The 18,749-nt window shown below is 58.2% G+C and carries 18 protein-coding genes and 1 riboswitch; of the genes, 15 read left to right on the top strand and 3 right to left on the bottom strand.

The features are described from left to right. Position 1: 1 nt before the first annotated feature. Positions 2 to 898 carry a LysR family transcriptional regulator gene (locus ACR0C6_RS11140; RefSeq protein ID WP_480619317.1) on the bottom strand — a complete coding sequence of 299 codons (897 nt, stop codon included), beginning with the start codon at positions 896 to 898 and terminating at the stop codon, positions 2 to 4. A gap of 83 nt (positions 899 to 981) precedes the next feature. Between ACR0C6_RS11140 and ACR0C6_RS11145 the strand changes: the two genes are divergently transcribed. After that, positions 982 to 1,803 carry a phytanoyl-CoA dioxygenase family protein gene (locus ACR0C6_RS11145; RefSeq protein WP_480447109.1) on the top strand — a complete coding sequence of 274 codons (822 nt, stop codon included), beginning with the start codon at positions 982 to 984 and terminating at the stop codon, positions 1,801 to 1,803. Here the strand turns inward: ACR0C6_RS11145 and ACR0C6_RS11150 are convergent. Then, positions 1,786 to 2,649, bottom strand: a complete 864-nt coding sequence (locus ACR0C6_RS11150; RefSeq protein ID WP_480619319.1) for a hypothetical protein — start codon at positions 2,647 to 2,649, stop codon at positions 1,786 to 1,788. The genes ACR0C6_RS11145 and ACR0C6_RS11150 overlap by 18 nt on opposite strands. 123 nt (positions 2,650 to 2,772) lie before the next feature. On the opposite strand from ACR0C6_RS11150, the gene miaB reads away from it, so the two are divergent. The 10 genes from miaB to cmk all read left to right on the top strand — a co-directional run bounded on the left by miaB (position 2,773) and on the right by cmk (position 13,259). Beyond that, a complete protein-coding gene (gene miaB, locus ACR0C6_RS11155; RefSeq protein WP_480619321.1) occupies positions 2,773 to 4,092 on the top strand; it encodes a tRNA (N6-isopentenyl adenosine(37)-C2)-methylthiotransferase MiaB in 1,320 nt (439 codons plus the stop codon). Positions 4,093 to 4,131: 39 nt separating this feature from the next. Next, a complete protein-coding gene (locus ACR0C6_RS11160; protein WP_480619323.1) occupies positions 4,132 to 5,028 on the top strand; it encodes an outer membrane protein in 897 nt (298 codons plus the stop codon). Between the two features lie 136 nt (positions 5,029 to 5,164). Further along, the gene (locus tag ACR0C6_RS11165) at positions 5,165 to 6,187 is read left to right on the top strand and encodes a PhoH family protein (protein WP_171229543.1); all 1,023 of its coding nucleotides are present in this window, start codon (positions 5,165 to 5,167) and stop codon (positions 6,185 to 6,187) included. A 36-nt stretch (positions 6,188 to 6,223) separates the two neighbouring features. Beyond that, positions 6,224 to 6,718: an rRNA maturation RNase YbeY gene (gene ybeY, locus ACR0C6_RS11170; protein WP_171641343.1), complete on the top strand. Its 495-nt coding sequence runs from the start codon at positions 6,224 to 6,226 to the stop codon at positions 6,716 to 6,718. A gap of 36 nt (positions 6,719 to 6,754) precedes the next feature. Further along, entirely contained in the window at positions 6,755 to 7,642 is an 888-nt protein-coding gene (locus ACR0C6_RS11175; protein WP_480619326.1) for a hemolysin family protein, read from the top strand. Continuing rightward, entirely contained in the window at positions 7,639 to 9,144 is a 1,506-nt protein-coding gene (lnt, locus tag ACR0C6_RS11180; RefSeq protein ID WP_480619327.1) for an apolipoprotein N-acyltransferase, read from the top strand. The genes ACR0C6_RS11175 and lnt overlap by 4 nt, the downstream gene beginning before the upstream one ends. Before the next feature lie 41 nt (positions 9,145 to 9,185). Further along, positions 9,186 to 9,235, top strand: a riboswitch (SAM-SAH riboswitch). A gap of 5 nt (positions 9,236 to 9,240) precedes the next feature. After that, complete coding sequence (gene metK, locus ACR0C6_RS11185; RefSeq protein WP_152457168.1) at positions 9,241 to 10,422, top strand: methionine adenosyltransferase; 1,182 nt, start codon at positions 9,241 to 9,243, stop codon at positions 10,420 to 10,422. 97 nt (positions 10,423 to 10,519) lie between these two features. Further along, positions 10,520 to 11,230 (top strand): tRNA (guanosine(46)-N7)-methyltransferase TrmB, encoded by a 711-nt coding sequence (trmB, locus tag ACR0C6_RS11190; protein WP_480619329.1) that lies wholly within the window; start codon positions 10,520 to 10,522, stop codon positions 11,228 to 11,230. Positions 11,231 to 11,298: 68 nt separating this feature from the next. Then, positions 11,299 to 12,645: a 3-phosphoshikimate 1-carboxyvinyltransferase gene (gene aroA, locus ACR0C6_RS11195; RefSeq protein WP_480619331.1), complete on the top strand. Its 1,347-nt coding sequence runs from the start codon at positions 11,299 to 11,301 to the stop codon at positions 12,643 to 12,645. Beyond that, positions 12,642 to 13,259 (top strand): (d)CMP kinase, encoded by a 618-nt coding sequence (gene cmk, locus ACR0C6_RS11200; protein WP_480619333.1) that lies wholly within the window; start codon positions 12,642 to 12,644, stop codon positions 13,257 to 13,259. The genes aroA and cmk overlap by 4 nt, the downstream gene beginning before the upstream one ends. 21 nt (positions 13,260 to 13,280) lie before the next feature. Here cmk and ACR0C6_RS11205 read toward each other — a convergent pair whose 3' ends face one another. Then, complete coding sequence (locus ACR0C6_RS11205) at positions 13,281 to 13,757, bottom strand: YHS domain-containing (seleno)protein (protein ID WP_480619335.1); 477 nt, start codon at positions 13,755 to 13,757, stop codon at positions 13,281 to 13,283. Between the two features lie 217 nt (positions 13,758 to 13,974). Here ACR0C6_RS11205 and ACR0C6_RS11210 point away from each other — a divergent pair, with 217 nt between their 5' ends. From ACR0C6_RS11210 to rpsA, 4 genes are all read left to right on the top strand, one after another. Beyond that, a complete protein-coding gene (locus tag ACR0C6_RS11210) occupies positions 13,975 to 14,511 on the top strand; it encodes a hypothetical protein (RefSeq protein ID WP_171330066.1) in 537 nt (178 codons plus the stop codon). A gap of 194 nt (positions 14,512 to 14,705) precedes the next feature. Further along, positions 14,706 to 16,391 (top strand): tryptophan halogenase family protein, encoded by a 1,686-nt coding sequence (locus ACR0C6_RS11215; protein ID WP_171636759.1) that lies wholly within the window; start codon positions 14,706 to 14,708, stop codon positions 16,389 to 16,391. Positions 16,392 to 16,561: 170 nt separating this feature from the next. Further along, positions 16,562 to 16,837 (top strand): DUF6525 family protein, encoded by a 276-nt coding sequence (locus ACR0C6_RS11220; protein WP_480619337.1) that lies wholly within the window; start codon positions 16,562 to 16,564, stop codon positions 16,835 to 16,837. Between the two features lie 231 nt (positions 16,838 to 17,068). Then, positions 17,069 to 18,745 (top strand): 30S ribosomal protein S1, encoded by a 1,677-nt coding sequence (gene rpsA, locus ACR0C6_RS11225; protein ID WP_480619339.1) that lies wholly within the window; start codon positions 17,069 to 17,071, stop codon positions 18,743 to 18,745. Positions 18,746 to 18,749 lie beyond the last annotated feature (4 nt).

Consider the following 18,749-nt stretch of genomic DNA (forward strand, 5'->3'; position numbering starts at 1 on the left):
CTTAAACGCCTGTCAGCCCGGCCACCAAAACACGTTCGGCCTTTTCTATGACCGTGTCAGAGGGTCCCGTTCCGTGCCGTGCCAGAACGACGGATTCTGCTGTTTCCGGATTGGCAATCGGTACGCTGACCAGATGCTTGTTGTCATAACTGAAGCTGCTGGGTGGGCTGGCATAGCTGATCCCGATTCCCTCACCATGGGCGGCAAGGCTGCGTTGAATCTCAAGGGATGCCGCCCGGTGCGCGACGGTAGGGCGCAGCCCGTTTTGCCGGAACAGGCCGAGAATGTGTTGGGCGGACAAACCTTCCGAAGACAGAATCAGCGGATAACCTTCCAGCGCTGCAAGGGTGACTTCCGCAGTGGTCGCCAATGGATGATCCGGGGACATCAAAGCCTTCGGTCTGCTGTCGAACAGCTTTGTACGGGCGAACCCCGCATCCATGGTCAGGTCGTATGTGATTGCGATGTCAATCTGGCCATCCATCAATCCATTCAGCAGCCCTTCGAAGGACCCGGCCACATATGTAAGGTTGATATCGGTGAACCTGTCGCGGAGAAGTTGCAGGGCAGGGGCCAAAAGGAAGGGGGCCAGGTCCGTAAAGCAGCCCAATCTCAGCCTGGAGGTGCCCGGCGCGGAGGTATCGGACGTTTCGATTCGCGCAGCATTTTTCAGCAAGACCTCGGCCCGGTCTATGAACGTACGTCCCTGAGGTGTCAGTGCCATGGCTGCGCCTCGGCGGCGAACGAACAGCGGATACCCCAAATGGGCTTCAACGCGCGTCAGCGCAGTGGACAGGGCCGGTTGCGAAACATTGAGATGCTGGGCTGCCGCCGACAAACTGCCGTGACGGCCGACTGCACAGACATATTCATATTGGCGCAGCGAAATATATAACATGAGCTTAATAATAACTTCGAAAGATATGATTTGAACAGAATACATTTTTCCGGGCAAAAACAAAAAAACTTCAGGAGCTTCCGATGCCACACCCTCTTGTTTCTCAGCAGATGATCGACACTTATCAGTTCGACGGCGTCGTACTGGTCAAAGGGCTGTTTGCGGATCACGTGGAACAACTGCGCGATGGTGTGGCCGCGAATATGGCCGATCCCGGTCCCTATGCCTCGGAAAACAAGAAGGCGGGTGAAACAGGTCGTTTCTTTGATGATTACTGCAATTGGACCCGGATTCCGCAGTTCCGCGACGTGATCGAGACGTCTCCCGCAGCTGAGGTTGCCGCGGATCTGATGCAATCGAGACGCGTTCAGATGTTTCACGATCACGTGCTGGTCAAGGAACCCGGTACGTCGATGGCGACACCGTGGCATCAGGACGGCCCATATTATTTCGTCGAGGGTCAGCAAACGATCAGCTTCTGGTCTCCGCTTGATCCGGTCAGGCAGGCGACGCTGCGGTGTGTCGCCGGGTCGCACCGATGGGAGAAAGAAGTTCTGCCGACCCGATGGGTTTCCGAGGACGGCTTTTTCCCGGATGAAGGTCAGTACATCCCCGTGCCGGATCCGGATGCCGAAGGTATGAAGATCGTCGAATTCGAGATGGAGCCCGGCGATGCCGTCGCTTTCAACTATCGCACGCTGCACGGCGCGCGCGGAAACCAGTCGGACAGCCGTCGCCGCGCCTTTTCACTGCGGCTGGTGGGCGACGATGCCCGGTATGTAGAGCGCCCCGGCCGAACCTCGCCCCCGTTTCCCGGTCATGACATGACGCCGGGACAGCGCCTGCGCGAGGATTGGTTTCCGATCTTGTTGCAGCGTCAGGCCGGCTCAGAACCACTGGCCTGATTCGATCAGCCCGAGATCCAGCAGCTGGCGGGACTGCCATTCAAACGGCACCGAGTTGCGCCAGCGAAAGCTTCGGATGTCAAAGGTTGACCCTGCATTGGATTTCAGCGCCTTTGCGGCACGGAAGGAACAAATGGCGGCCGTCAGGTTGTGATGCCAGGGGCAGGAATAGGTATTGTATTCCGGTTCGTTGAAGGTGTGATCGGGTCTCAGCACCAAGTTTTTTTGCGCTTTGAACAATGCGATGCGGTCGATTCTGCGACGTTCGTAGGGAATGTGGTTTTCGAACCGCCATCGCAACCCGCCGGAAAGATCCATCTGACGGTCCAGCGGTTGGCCGCTTGGGTCGTGGCGGGTATGGGCATAATACCCAACGCTGTCGAACATGGCCTGATCGGGGGCCACGCCATTGGGATGTGCGGTCAGGTCCTCGGCGTACAGGTCAATGACATAGCTGAGCATCGCATTGCGACGCTCTTCACCATGAAAGACAAGCATCTCGCCCACGCTGCGCGTTTCGCAGTAGGGAAAGAACAGGTATTCGGCGTTGTAGCAATAATACATCCAGATGCCGGGTGCGGCCTGAATGATCCTGTTTATGGTTTCGAACACGACCAGCCGGGGAACACATTTCAAATTGACCCGATGCACCTTGGCCGACAGGTCCTCTGCCAGGTGAAACTCGTCCGGGGCAAAGACGATGACGGATTTGAAACCCAGCCTCAGATGATGGTGCAGCGTGCTGGCCAGCTCCACGTCGTCCTCGGCAAAAATCAATGCTACGGGGCCTTTGGACAGTGCGGCCTGTCCCGATTTCAGGAAATGGTCGAGGGAATCGTACGTCATCGGGTGCTTTTTGGTCCGGCCTTGCTGGAAAGTCCTGCCAAATTCGGGTAATTGCGCCCGCATTGCAAGCGGCGTTCGAAGCGTATAGATGACGCCGATCCAGCGAATGCAAAGGCCCGTCCCATGTCCGAACCGAAGAAGCTGTTTATCAAGACTTATGGCTGTCAGATGAACGTCTATGACAGTGAACGCATGTCCGAGGCGCTGGGCGGGCAGGGCTATGTCGAAACCAAAACGCCTGACGATGCCGACATGATTCTGCTGAACACCTGTCACATCCGCGAAAAAGCGGCTGAGAAAGTGTATTCGGAACTCGGTCGCTTCAAGGGTCTGAAGGCCGAAAAGCCTGACCTGAAAATCGGTGTGGCAGGCTGTGTTGCACAGGCCGAAGGTGAAGAAATCATGCGCCGCCAACCGCTGGTCGATCTGGTCGTCGGTCCGCAAAGCTATCACCGTCTGCCCGAGATGGAGGCCAGGACCCGTGCGGGCGAAAAGGCGCTGGACACCGATTTCCCCGAGGAAGACAAGTTCGAAAAACTGAAAAACCGTCCCAAGGCCAAACGCGGCCCGACGGCGTTTCTGACCGTTCAGGAAGGGTGCGACAAGTTCTGCGCCTTCTGCGTGGTGCCTTATACGCGTGGGGCCGAAGTCAGCCGCCCCGCGGATCGCATCATCCGCGAAGCCCATGATCTGGTTGAACGCGGCGTGCGCGAGATCACGCTGCTAGGTCAGAACGTGAACGCCTATCACGGGGCCGGCCCCGACGGAGACATGACCCTGGCCGGGCTGATCTGGGAACTGAACAAGGTTGACGGGCTGGAACGTATTCGTTTCACCACGTCGCACCCCAATGACATGGCCGACGACCTGATCGAGGCGCATGGCAGCTGTGAGAAATTGATGCCATATCTGCACCTGCCGGTTCAGTCGGGCTCGGACCGTATCCTCAAGCGAATGAATCGCAGCCACACGGCAGAAAGCTATCTGCGCCTGATCGAGCGCATTCGTGCGGCGCGCCCGGATATCGTAATGTCAGGGGATTTCATCGTCGGCTTCCCCGAAGAAACCGAAGAGGACTTTCAGGCAACGTTGGATTTGGTTGAAGAGGTCAAATACGGCTACGCCTATTCCTTCAAGTATTCCACACGCCCGGGAACACCGGCGGCTGAACGGGCTCAGGTTGATTCGGCTGCGGCGGATGATCGATTGCAGCGCCTTCAGGCCCTTATCACGCGGCACCAAAGGGAAATTCAGGACGGTATGGTCGGTCGTACAGTCCGCGTTTTGTTTGAAAAACCGGGCCGCCTGCCGGGCCAGATGGTCGGAAAATCCGAGTATCTGCACTCGGTGCACGTGAAGGGCACCGGGATTGCCGTTGGTGATCTGAAAGAGGTCCGGATCACCGACTCGGGCGCCAATTCTTTGGCGGGTGAGCTGCTCTGAGTCGGTAAAATTCCGCCGTTCAGACACCATAGTTGGTGTTTGTTTCGAAAATTTACCCTTGATTTATTGCTTGGAACTATGCTCCGAGAGGAGCCAAGTTTTTTCACGCGCCGTTTTTGCGTCAAAAAACGATTATACGCCGATCCGAAGATCGGAGTGATGGAGGTACGAGTGCCAATCTTGAACAGCTTCAGGACCCTGAGCCTAGTGAAAACCTTGCCTTTGGCCTCGGTTGTCACTTTTTTTGCCAGCGCGACGATTGCCGGAGACCTGAAGGGCACGACAACCGATCCTGTCGTTATCAGCCCCAAGAAGTTCAGCAGTGACGTCAGTGCATTTTATCTGGGGATTGCTGGCGGCTACGCCTCAGGCTGGGACGATCGATTTGGTCTGAGAACGCCCGCCGGACTGTTTGATATTGGCGACCTGAACGTATCCGGGGCATACGGTGGCTTTCGTGGTGGTTGGCGTGGTGTTCTGCCTTCAAGGTGGGGGCGTGATTTCGTTTATGGTTTTGAAGTCAGTTATGATTTCGGATCCTTGGACGATAGTGTCAGAACCCAGATCGGCGGTTCGAACGTTGAGGGTGGGGCAGAGATATCTGACGTTTTGTCCCTCAAATATCGAAGCGGCCTGACAAGCCGAAACGGTCGAGTTCTGTACTTTTTCAGCGTCGGTTACCTGTGGGGCGATGTTGAAACAACCAACAGCATCACATCCGGAACTACAGTACAGAGTTTTTCGGCATCGGATCGGCGGGGCGGATATACCGCAAGCATCGGTGCCGAACACAAGCTGACAGACAATTGGTCGGTCACCGGCGAATACGAATACGTCCAGTTCAAATCTGAAGACGTTCAATTCGGTTCGGGCTTTTCCACGAAGTCCACACCGAAATACGGCGGCTTGAGATTCGGGCTGAACTATACGTTCTGATGCGCGTCTGACAGGCTTTTTTCTTTTGTATGGTCGGCGCTTTTGTCATCCGTGGGCTTATTTTTGAAACTGTGGCTTGCGCCCACCGAGATTTGTTGTCTACGCTCGGGGAGAACTGCCAAGACAGGAGAACGGATTGGCCATCGGTGCCCTGACCCCACCGCAAGACGAAATGCCCCAACGCGAGGCGTTTTTAGAGTTTCCCGACAACCGATTGTTGATTGACCTGTGCGGCGAATACGACCGCAACCTGACCGACATCGAAAGCAAGCTTTCCGTCCAGATCGTGCGCCGCGGCAATCAGCTTGTCGTGATGGGCGATGAAGACGCCCAGAAGCAGGCTATTGAGGTGCTTCAATCGCTTTACGCGCGATTGGAAGGCGGGCGCGAGGTCGAGGCCGCGGACGTGGACCGAGAACTGCGGATGGGTGGTTCGGAACAGGGGACCGGCAGCCGCGACGGCGATCAGTTGGAAATGTTCAAGGGCGGTTCAGTCGAAATCAAAACCCGCAAGAAACTGGTGGAACCGCGCACGGACGCCCAGAAGGCTTATGTGCAGTCACTGTTTCAAAATGAGCTTGCATTTGGCATCGGGCCAGCTGGCACGGGGAAAACCTATCTGGCTGTCGCCGTGGGCGTGTCGATGTTCATTGGCGGGCATGTGGATCGAATCATCCTCAGCCGCCCGGCGGTCGAGGCGGGTGAAAAACTGGGCTATCTGCCCGGTGACATGAAGGACAAGGTCGATCCCTACATGCAGCCGCTGTACGACGCGCTGAATGATTTTCTGCCCGGCAAGCAGCTGGCCAAGCTGATCGAGGAAAAGCGAATCGAAATAGCGCCGCTGGCGTTCATGCGTGGACGCACGTTGGCCAATGCTTTTGTAGTGCTGGACGAGGCACAGAACGCCACGACCATGCAGATGAAGATGTTCCTGACTCGTCTGGGCGAAGGCAGCCGCATGGTAATCACCGGCGACAGGTCTCAAGTGGATTTACCACGCGGCGTTCAGTCGGGTTTGCAGGATGCGGAAAGACTGTTGAAAACGATCCCCAACATCAGTTTCAACTATTTCACGTCCAAGGACGTGGTTCGCCACCCGCTTGTGGCCGCGATCATCGAAGCGTATGAGGCGGATGCGGGCCGCGAAACCAGTTGATTGCAAGGCTCATTCACAGGGCTGTTGTGCGATAAGATGAATCTGGAACTCACTGTCGAAGACGACCGGTGGCAAGGGCTTGAAGCTTTGTCGCGGCAAGCGATATCCGCCGTCCTGTCCCATGCGGAACTGGACCCTGAGCTTTGCGAGATCAGCGTTCTGGGATGCGATGATGCGCGCATTTCGGAGCTGAACGCCGAGTTTCGCGGCAAACCAGCCGCCACCAATGTTCTGAGCTGGCCGGTAGAAGATTTGGCCCCGGACGAAGCCGGGCAAGCGCCCCATCCGCCAAAGCCGGATTTCACCGGTGAAATTCCTTTGGGCGATATTGCGATTTCCTTCGACACCTGCGCGCGTGAGGCGGATGAGGCGGGCAAGGACATTGATGATCACGTCATCCATTTGCTTGTTCACGGAACGTTGCATTTGCTGGGATATGATCACATTCGTGACCCCGATGCCGCTTTGATGGAAGGGATTGAGGTCGAGATACTTGGCAAATTGGGTATCGATGACCCATATAAGGTATAAGGTGGGTCATGTGACCCGATCAGTTGGAACAAGGTAATGGGCGAAACAGACGGCAGTTCTAGGGCGGCGCAAAGCGCGCAACCTCAGGACAGCGGCAATGATACAGAAGAGAAAAGCGGGTTTATTTCCCGCATTTTCGACGCGTTTTCGGGTCATGAGACTCAGCAAAACCCGGGGATGAATGGGCAGAGCGCAGCGGCCGCTCGGCCTCACGGGATGATGAACCTGCGCCGGATGCGCGTCGAAGACGTGGCCATTCCCACGGCCGAGATCATCGCGGTTCCTTCCACCATCACCAAGGATGAACTGGCCGACGTGTTCCGGGACAGTGGGTTGTCCAGAATCCCGGTTTATGAAGGAACGCTGGATACGCCGTCGGGCTTTGTTCACCTCAAGGATTTCGCACTGACCCATGGTTTCAACGGCGGTGCCGACAAGTTTGACCTGAAATCCATGTTGCGCACGCTTTTGTTCGTGCCGCCTTCAATGCCGATCGGTGTCCTGCTGACCAAGATGCAGACCGAACGTCGCCATATGGCGTTGGTGATTGATGAATATGGCGGCGTCGACGGGCTGCTGACGATCGAAGACTTGATCGAGCAGGTCGTGGGTGAGATCGCGGACGAACACGATGCAGACGAAGATCAGCTTTGGGTGCAGGAAAAGCCGGGTTGTTACGTTGTGCAGGCACGTGTGCCGCTTGAGGATTTCGAGGCCGAGATCGGCAGATCCCTGACCAGCCACGAGGATGTGGATGAAGAAGACATCGACACGCTGGGGGGGCTGGTGTTCATGCTGTCCGGGCGTGTTCCGGCACGGGGTGAGGTCGTGATTCATCCGGAAGGGCCGGAATTCGAAGTGATCGAAGCCGACCCGCGACGCATCAAACGGTTGCGCGTCATGCTGCCGGACGTCGCTGCATGACGCCTGTCCGGGGCTGGCCGTTATCGTTGAGATTGTTTGCCGCCGCCGCACTGGGCGCCTTCGGCGCTTTTGGTCAGGCACCGCATGGGTATTGGGGCGCTACGGTTGTTGCACTGGTTTTGATCGTTCCGGTGTTCCTCGCCAGTGAAACCCGTGCTCGCGCGGGGTGGATCGGCTGGTTCTTCGCCACCGGCTATTTTGCCCATGCGCTCAGCTGGATCATCGAGCCCTTCCAGGTGGATGCAGAGCGCCACGCCTGGATGGCACCGTTTGCGCTGGTATTCATGGCCGGCGGGCTCGCCCTGTTCTGGGCGGTTGCGTTTCGACTGGCGCGGCATGTTGGCGCGACCGCCATGCAGCAAAGCGTTTTGCTGATCGCAACGCTGTCGCTGGCTGAACTGGCACGGGGATACGTGCTGACCGGGTTCCCCTGGGGCGGAGTGGCGCAAATCTGGGTGAATACGCCCGTGGCGCAAGTGCTGTCTCTGGTAGGGCCGTATGGCCTGAATGCGCTGACATTTGCCGTGGCGTTTCCGATAGGGGCGGCACTGCTTCAGGAAAGACGCTTGCGGGCACTGCTCCGTCCACTGGGATTTACATCTGCGGCGGCGGCGCTGGCAGTTGGCTATGCGTCGATGCGGCCAATAGTGCAGGAAGGCCCGCACACAGTTCGTGTTGTTCAGCCCAACGCGCCGCAGCACCAAAAGTGGGACCCGGCATATGCGCCCTTGTTCTTTGCCCGTCAGATTGAATATTCCGCCGCTTTGCCCAGACCGGACCTGATCGTCTGGCCCGAGACCGCAGTTCCAGCCTGGCTGGGCAGCGCGCAATCGTATTTGACGGCCATTGCGGATGCCGCTCAGGGGACGCCCGTGGTTTTGGGGATCCAGCGCGGAGACGGCCCGAGGATTTTCAACTCGATGGTCTATCTGGATGAAGCCGGGCAGCAGGGCGGTCTGTATGACAAACACCATCTGGCCCCGTTTGGAGAATATGTGCCTTTTGGCGAGTTGATGGGCCGTTTTGGGATTTATGGGATGGCGGCCACAACGGGGCATGGATTCAGCGCAGGGCCGGGGCCCGAGCTCTTGGGCCTTGGCAAATTGGGAAGGGCGCTGCCTCTGATCTGTTACGAAGCCGTGTTCCCGCAGGATGTGAACGGGGCGGCGGGTCGGGCGGACTTTCTGTTGCAGATCACAAATGACGCGTGGTTCGGAATGCGTTCGGGACCGTTTCAGCATCTGGCACAGGCCCGGATGAGGGCAATTGAACAGGGTCTGCCGATGATCCGTTCGGCCAATACCGGCATATCGGCCATGATTGACCCATTGGGTCAGGTCACGGCCTCATTGGCGCTGGGCAAGGCGGGATACGTGGATGCCATCCTGCCGCAGCCACATCAGCCAACAGTTTATTCCCGCATCGGGGACAGCCCTGTTCTTGGACTGCTATTGTTTCTTGCTGCATTGGCGTGGTTCAACATCCGTCGCCTGACTAAATAATTTAAGATTGACCCCATCTTTAAGCGAGCGTATGCGTCTGTGATCTGTCACAACGGCTTCCTGGCGTGGCGGAGAAACCCCTAATGGAGCGCATTTATGTCCCGACAGAACTATACATTTACTTCGGAATCCGTTTCCGAAGGGCATCCCGACAAGGTCTGTGACCGCATCTCGGATGCTGTCCTTGATGCATTTCTCAATGAAGAACCAGAAGCCCGTGTGGCCTGCGAAACTTTCGCCACGACCAACCGGGTTGTGATCGGTGGCGAAGTAGGTCTGTCTGATCAAGACAAGCTGCACGATTACATGGGTCGCATCGAACAGATCGCCCGCGACTGTGTCAAAGACATCGGTTACGAGCAGGACAAGTTTCACCACGAAACCGTCGAAGTAACCAACCTGCTGCACGAACAATCCGCCCATATCGCTCAGGGCGTTGACGCTGCGGATGACAAGGACGAGGGTGCCGGCGACCAGGGCATCATGTTCGGTTATGCCACGACTGAAACTCCGGCGCTGATGCCCGCACCGATCCAGTATTCGCATGCTATCCTGCGGCGACTGGCGGAAGTACGCAAGAATGGTACCGAACCTGCTTTGGGCCCCGACGCAAAGTCGCAGCTGTCAGTCGTTTATCGCGACGGCAAGCCGGTCGGCGTCAGCTCGATCGTTCTGTCTACGCAGCATCTGGATGAAGCGTTGTCTTCGGATGATATCCGCGCCATCGTCGAGCCTTATATCCGCGAAACCCTGCCTGACGGCTGGCTGTCGGCCGAAACCGAATGGCACGTCAACCCGACCGGCAAATTCGTTATCGGCGGACCGGATGGTGACGCGGGCCTGACCGGGCGCAAGATCATCGTGGACACCTATGGCGGCGCGGCCCCTCATGGCGGCGGCGCGTTCTCGGGCAAAGACCCGACCAAGGTTGACCGCTCGGCAGCATACGCAGCACGCTATCTGGCCAAAAACGTCGTGGCGGCGGGCATGGCCGAACGCTGCACGATTCAGCTGAGCTATGCGATTGGCGTGTCCAAGCCGCTGTCGATCTACGCCGACACCCATGGAACCGGCCAATTGGCGGATGCGGTTATCGAAAAAGCTGTGGGTGAGGTCATGGATCTGACACCGCGCGGCATTCGCCAGCATCTGCAACTGAACAAACCGATCTATCAGCGCACAGCTGCTTACGGCCACTTTGGTCGCCAGCCGAGCGATGATGGTGGTTTCAGCTGGGAGCGCACCGATCTGGTCGATGCGTTGAAAGCCGCAGTCTGATCTGAACAACACAAAGCGCGCCTTTCAGGGCGCGCTTTTTCCTTGTGCGTACCGCGCGCCCTTGCAACGTTCTCTGGCGCGCAGTATGGCGACCGCCATGAGCACCGAGACCCCACAACGCCCGCGCAGAAACTTCTATGGCCGCTTCAAGGGCAAGACCCTGAAGCCCAGCCAAAAGACCTATCTGAACGAAGATCTGGCGGCTTTGTCGCCCGGTGCGGTGGATTGGGACACAAACCCCGACCGCAGGCCGTTGGACCTGAACACGTTGTTCGGCGGCAAGCCGGTCTGGCTGGAAGTCGGCTTTGGCGGCGGCGAACACCTGGTTCATCAGGCGCAAAGCAACCCCGACATCGGCATCATCGGGGCCGAGCCCTATATCAACGGCGTTGCCATGCTGTTGGGCAAAATTCGGCAGGCGGGGGTTGATAACCTTGCTGTGCATCCCGGCGATACCCGAGACCTGTTCGACGTGCTGCCAGAGGCCAGTATATCGCGCGCCTTCCTTCTGTATCCTGACCCGTGGCCCAAAACCCGGCATCATCGTCGCCGTTTCGTGACGCCGGAACATCTTGAACCCTTGGCAAGGGTCTTGAAGCCCGGATCGATCTTCCGGGTCGCCACGGACATCCCCGACTATGTGCGGCAGACACTCGAGGAAGTCCCCCGCGCCGGGTTCGAGTGGCTGGCGGAACGCCCCGCAGATTGGCGCGAGCCGTGGGACGACTGGATTTCCACACGCTACGAGCAGAAAGCCTTGCGTGAAGGTCGCACACCCCATTACCTGACCTTCCGCCGCAAAGACTGATTGCCGCTGGACCAACCGGTGCCAATTCGCTAATCGGCTTGAGCACTGATAGCGCAAAAGGAGCCCCCATGTCCGGACACGGAACGCCCATCCCGATGACTTCGCATCCCTGCGGCCCGCTGACCGGCACGGCAGTGGTGCCGGGCGACAAGTCGATTTCGCACCGGTCACTGATCCTTGGCGCGATGGCTGTGGGCGAGACCAGGATCTCGGGGTTGCTCGAAGGCGAGGACGTCTTGGACACCGCAAAGGCAATGCGGGCCTTCGGGGCAGAAGTCACAGATCACGGCGGCGGCGAATGGACCGTGCATGGCGTGGGCGTGGGCGGGTTTGCCGAACCGGATCAGGTGATTGACTGCGGCAATTCCGGCACCGGAGTCCGGCTGATCATGGGTGCCATGGCGACCTCGCCGATTACGGCAACCTTTACCGGCGATGCCAGCCTGAACAAGCGACCCATGGCGCGGGTAACGGATCCGCTTGCGCTGTTTGGTGCGCAGGCCGTGGGCCGCTCGGGGGGGCGTTTGCCAATGACGATCGTCGGTGCGGCAGACCCGACTCCGGTCCGGTACGAAGTTCCGGTGCCCTCGGCGCAGGTGAAATCAGCGGTTCTGCTTGCGGGGCTGAATGCCCCCGGTAAAACCGTGGTTATCGAGAAAGAGGCGACCCGCGATCATTCCGAGCGGATGTTGTCCGGTTTCGGTGCCGAAATTACGGTGGAAGACACTGATGAAGGCCGGGTCATCACTTTGACGGGTCGCCCGGAGTTGAAGCCGCAAGTCATCGCCGTTCCACGCGACCCGTCCAGCGCGGCCTTCCCGGTTTGCGCGGCGCTGATCACGCCCGGTTCGGACGTTCTGGTGCCGGGTATCGGCCTGAACCCCACGCGCGCGGGCCTTTTCACGACGCTGCGCGAGATGGGCGCCGACCTGACCTATGAAAACGAGCGCGAAGAGGGCGGCGAGCCGGTTGCCGATCTGCGCGCGAAATACTCGCCAGACATGAAGGGTATTGACGTACCGCCTGAACGCGCGGCCTCGATGATTGACGAATACCCCGTTTTGTCCGTGGTTGCCGCAAACGCCACGGGCACCACGATGATGGGCGGGGTGAAGGAACTCCGGGTGAAGGAAAGCGACCGCATCGATGCCATGGCGCGCGGTCTGCGGGCCAACGGCGTCACGGTCAACGAGGGTGACGACTGGTGGTCGGTCGAAGGGTTGGGTATCGGCAAGGTTCCGGGCGGCGGGACGTGCGAAAGCTTTCTGGATCACCGCATTGCCATGTCCTTCATGGTCATGGGCATGGGCGCGCAGAACCCGGTAAGCGTGGATGATGGTGGTCCGATCGCGACATCCTTCCCGATTTTTGAGCCGTTGATGGCGTCGCTTGGTGCAAGGGTAGAGCGCAGGTGAGCTTCACTGTCGCCATTGACGGGCCTGCAGCTGCGGGCAAGGGCACGATCTCCAAGGCCGTTGCGGCGCATTTCGGGTTCGCGCATCTCGACACCGGCTTGCTGTATCGCGCCGTTGGGCGGCGCACTCTTGAAGGGTTTGGCGCGCTTGAAGCAGCGCAAGCCCTGACCGCCGAAGAGCTTGAGCAGGGTGATCTGCGCACGGCTGAAATCGCGCAGGCCGCATCCAAAGTGGCGGTGATCCCCGAGGTTCGCGCCGCCTTGGTGGATTTTCAGCGCGCCTTTGCCCGAAGTTCGGGCGGGGCCGTCTTGGATGGGCGCGACATCGGGACGGTGATTTGTCCCAATGCCGAGGTGAAACTGTTTGTAACGGCCAGCCCAGAGGTGCGAGCCGAACGCCGGTTTCTGGAGCTTAGCGCAAAAGGTGCTGACGTGACGCGCGAACAGGTTCTGGCAGATGTCAAAGAGCGGGATGCCCGCGACGCAGAGCGCAGCGCTGCGCCGATGAAGCCAGCTGAGGATGCAGTGCAACTGGACACAACAGACCTCAGCATCGAGGCTGCATTGGCCAAAGCGCTTGAAATCATAAGCGCAAAACTGCCCGCGACGCGCTGACGTCGCAGGCAGGGGCGGAGTTTACAGCTCGCCTACGGCGACGCTCTTGATGTTTGCCCACTGTTCGTCCGCCGTTTTTGCGGTGGCGGGAACGTCCTTCAGGAAGGCCGCGCGGGTTTCGGCGTTCAGGAACAGGTACAGTTTTCCATCTGCGACCAGGTACTGATCCGGGTCTCCGTCAAACTTCTTGCCGACCGATACGCCGAATGAACAGAACCCACCATGCTGCGGCAGGTAGGCCTCCGGGTTCGCCTCGAACGCCTCGAGGTTGGCGGCGGTGGTAAAGTAATAGGATGCGCCGTCATAGGTTGCCGAGTGAGTGGCGAAGCCTTCGACCGGGTTGCCATCATTGACCAAAGCAACCAGATCGACCCCATGTGCGGCAAGCGGGGCACCTGCGGCCGAGATGCCGTTCGACACGTTGATTTCGTCCGCGGCAAAAGCCGGAGTGGACAGGGCGATGGCGGCCGCCAGGGCGGTGAAGACGATAGTTTTCATTACACGTTTCCTCTTGGTTCTGGGTTCGGGTCGATCGGATCGTCGACCGGTGAAACATAGTTAGGGGATGAAAGCTGGACGTGTAATCGCAGATAGGCCATCAGATATTGCAGATCGTACAAGTATCTGAATGGCCAGAAGGTGCATTCACCAAGCTTTGTTTGGTCAGTGTGGTTTTGCGTACCTATGCTGAAAGAATGCCCGCAGGAGTGCCATCATGATCCGATTAGCCCTCATCCTTGTTTTCATTGCCCGAAGCCTTGCCGCGCAAGAGCCCGTGCAAAGCCCACCCGAAGCCGAGCCGCCGATGACGTATGAACGGCTGGGCAACATTCTTTTCGCGCTTGACCCCGAAGCAGAGCCGAGCGGCCCCGGGTTTCAATTGACGATTGCAGGGGTGGAGGTCTTGGTCATCACCGACACCAATGCGGATCGGATGCGGGCCATGGTCCCGATCCGCAGCGCCGAGGCGCTGTCGGAGGAAGACTTGATCCGAATGATGCAGGCCAATTTCGACAGCACGTTGGATGCCCGCTATGCGATTGCCAATGGCACCTTGTGGGCTGCGTTTATCCACCCGTTGTCCCTGTTGGAAAAAGACCAGCTGATCTCGGGGCTGGCCCAGACTGTGAACATCGCCAGGACATATGGCACCCTGTATTCCGGCGGCGCGGCAGAGTTCGGAGGTGGCGACAGCACCGATTTGCAACGTGAGTTGATCGAAGAATTGCTGAAGAAAGGCGAAGAGATCTGACCTGCACCGTGAATATGGGACTGGCGTGACGCCTGCTGGTTGGCCGACGTTGCGCGGCCGGGCCTTCATAGACCCTAGATGGATTCAGGAAAGCTGTTATAGTTTCTTCCCAGCGAAAAGGGAAAGCTGCGACACAACCTGCAAAAAAACAGGGGCGCAGCAAAAAATTCCCAAGCCAACAGGGACAAAACTACATGAACAATCGTTTGAACAAAATCACCATCGTGGGTGGCGGTACGGCTGGATGGATGACCGCGCTGATCCTGGACATGGTGTTTTCCCGAACGTCAGCGCCCAAGGATCGGCCGCAAATCTGCCTGATCGAAAGCCCGAACATCTCGACCGTGGGGGTGGGTGAAGCCACGGTTCCGCGCATGCCTGTCACGCTGCGTCAGGCGGGTATTTCAGAGCGGAGTTTCTTCCGCGAGACCAACGCGTCCTTCAAGCTGGGTGTGAAGTTCTGCAATTGGAACAATGACGCCAAGGGCAATCGCATCGACTACATGAACCCTTTTGCGCACGGCCAGATGCTTGAGGGGCTGGAGGCCGCCGAGTATTTCCTGCGCTTCGGCAATGGCGACCGGGATTTCACGCAGTCCATCTCGCCCCATGATGATCTGGCCCGTTTGTGCAAGGGCGCGCGTCAGTTGGGTCAGCCGGAATTCGAACAACGGTTTGGTTATGCCTATCATCTGGATGCCGTAAAGTTTGCAGGCATGCTGACCAGGGTCTGCACGAAGCGCGGAGTGGAGCATATCCGGGATGAGGTGCAAACGGTCGAGCTGGATGAACAGGGCAATGTCAGTCATCTCATGCTCGAGGCAAAAGGCCGCCATGACATTGAGATGGTCGTGGATTGCACCGGATTTCGTGGGCTGATCATCAACAAGGCACTTGGTGAGCCATTTTTGGATTACTCTGACTACCTGCCCAATGATCGGGCCATGGCGTTGCAGATCGAGCATCCGGATCCTGACAAGATCGAAAGCGCCACCAGATCCACTGCCTTGGGCGCAGGTTGGACGTGGCGCGTGCCGCTTTTTAACCGTGTGGGCACAGGATATGTCTATTCGTCTGCACACCGCACGGATGATCAGGCAGCGGACGAATACCTTGAGTGGCTGGGTGACAGCGGCAAAGGTTTGACACCGCGCGTGATCCCGATGCGCGTCGGTCGCGTGCGCAATGCCTGGGTCAAGAATTGCGTGGCCATAGGCCTGTCCGGCGGGTTCATTGAACCGCTGGAAAGCACGGCGATTCATATGATTGACCATGCGATACGCTGGTTCGCCGAGCATTTGCCCACGCGAGACATCGAGCCTTCGCTGAGGGACAGATACAATCGGCAGATGGACAAGCTTTATAATGAGGTTCTGGAATTCATCTGTTTGCACTATCGGTTGGGCAACCGTACCGATGACCAATACTGGATCGATGCGCGCACCGAGATGAAGATACCGGATCGGTTGGCCGAAAACCTTGAATTGTGGCAGTATCGCCTGCCGATGGACCACGATATCGAGTTCGCCACTTTGTTTGACAGCCGCGTTTATCAGACCGTTCTGTTGGGAAAGCAGGTTTATGATACGGGCTATGGTTCAGGCATCCGTGATCGTCTTCGACCGTTGAAGAAACCGATTTGGTTCCAGGGTATGAAGAACGCGAAAATGGATCTGGCGAAGATCGTTAAATCCATGCCGGATCACAAAACACTGTTGCGCGATATCCGGGGGGAACTTGATCAACCTGCCTTTGGAATGGCGGCGGCAATGAAGCCGACAGTGGCGATGCCCGGTACGGCGCCAGCCCCTGTTGTCATCGAAAACATGCCGAACTTTGCTGAAATCCAAAGCGGCAAAAAGGATCTGCAACTGTTCTGACTGCTTCCTGCCCGTCGCGCGGGGAATGGTTGCAGGAAAGGCGGGGCGCAAATTCCCCGTCTTTTTTGCTTCCGTCTGCCTTGTTGTTATGTAATGTAATTACATACATATTGCGAAGGGCGACCGTATTGCAACAACACAAGAAACAAGGGCAAACAAGGGGCCGGAATTTGCAGAGCACCCTCAAACGTCGGAGGCGACAGGCAGCGCCTATGCAGGTCTACGACTCTCTGCCGTCAGGGCTGCGCCAGTGGTTGGCCTCGGCAAGCTTGCCGTGGAGCCCCGTTTCTGCGCAAAAAATCTGGAACCGGGCCGGAGGCGCACGCAACCCTTCCGCAGCGTTGATGCGACTGGACGCAATTGAACAGGCCATGCTGCGGCGCGATGCCTGGGTTTGGACCTTCAAAACCGGCAACGCGCCTGGGCACAGAGCCGCCAAACCTTGAAAATATGGGCTTTGCCCTTGCACATATCGGGGAATCCGCCTATACGCGCGCTGTCGATACAAGGGCGGTCAACGTCCGGATGACGTTTCTGAGCAGGGCCGGGTTACCTCGGCCCTTTGTGTTTGTTTGCTCAGGGGCGCACCGGATCACGCCTGAAGACATCATGAAACAAGACCGGCGGAGACAACCGCTCGGCCAGCAAAAACGTATTGTAAAGGAAAACAACGCCACATGGCTAACGCATCCATGGAGGAATTCGAAGCCCTCCTGAACGAAAGCTTCGAAATGGACACACCCGAAGAGGGTTCTGTTGTCAAAGGCAAGGTTCTGGCGATCGAAGCCGGCCAAGCCATCATCGACGTAGGCTACAAAATGGAAGGCCGCGTTGATCTGAAAGAATTCGCAAATCCCGGCGAAGCCCCTGAAATCACTGTTGGTGACGAGGTCGAAGTCTACCTGCGCGCCGCAGAAAACGCCCGTGGCGAAGCTGTCATCTCGCGCGAGATGGCCCGCCGTGAAGAGGCATGGGACCGTCTGGAAAAAGCATATGCCGACGACCAGCGCGTCGAAGGTGCAATCTTCGGTCGCGTCAAAGGTGGCTTCACCGTCGATCTGGGTGGCGCAGTTGCGTTCCTGCCCGGCTCGCAGGTTGACGTTCGCCCCGTGCGCGACGCTGGCCCGCTGATGGGTCTGAAGCAACCGTTCCAGATTCTGAAAATGGACCGCCGCCGTGGCAACATCGTTGTTTCGCGCCGCGCAATCCTGGAAGAATCGCGTGCCGAACAGCGTGCCGAAGTTATCGGCAACCTGTCCGAAGGTCAGACCGTCGAGGGTGTCGTCAAGAACATCACCGAATACGGTGCATTCGTTGACCTGGGCGGCGTTGACGGCCTGCTGCACGTCACCGACATGGCATGGCGCCGTGTGAACCACCCGTCCGAGATCCTGACGATCGGTGAAACCATCAAGGTTCAGGTCATCAAGATCAATAAAGAGACCCACCGCATCAGCCTGGGCATGAAGCAACTGCAAGAGGATCCGTGGGATCTGGTTGCTGCCAAGTACCCGCTGGGCTCGGTCCATCAGGGTCGTGTCACCAACATCACCGACTACGGCGCGTTCGTCGAGCTGGAAGCCGGTGTCGAAGGTCTGGTGCACGTGTCCGAGATGTCCTGGACCAAGAAAAACGTCCACCCCGGCAAGATCGTTTCGACCAGCCAGGAAGTCGACGTCATGGTTCTGGAAATCGACGGCGCCAAGCGTCGCGTGTCTCTGGGCCTGAAGCAGACTCAGCGCAACCCATGGGAAGTGTTTGCAGAAACACACCCCGAGGGCACCGAGGTCGAAGGCGAAGTCAAGAACATCACCGAATTCGGTCTGTTCATCGGCCTCGAAGGCGACATCGACGGCATGGTTCACCTGTCCGACCTGTCTTGGGACGAGCGTGGCGAGGATGCGATCCAGAACTACCGCAAGGGCGATGTCGTTCAGGCGGTTGTCTCGGAAGTTGACGTCGAAAAAGAGCGTATCTCACTGTCGATCAAAGCCTTGGGCGGTGACAAGTTTGCCGAAGCCGTGGGCGGCGTGAAGCGTGGCTCAGTCATCACCGTCGAAGTCACCGCGATCGAAGATGGCGGCATCGAGGTCGAATACGAAGGCATGAAGTCGTTCATCCGTCGTTCGGATCTGTCGCGTGATCGTGCCGAACAGCGCCCCGAGCGTTTCTCGGTCGGTGACAAGGTCGACGTCCGCGTCACCAACGTCGACAGCAAGACCCGTCGTCTGGGCCTGTCGATCAAGGCGCGCGAGATCGCCGAAGAGAAAGAGGCCGTGGAACAGTACGGTTCTTCCGATTCGGGCGCATCGCTGGGCGATATCCTGGGTGCAGCGTTGAAATCCGGCGACTGAGCCA

This window comes from Ruegeria sp. AL12 (genome assembly GCF_056540885.1).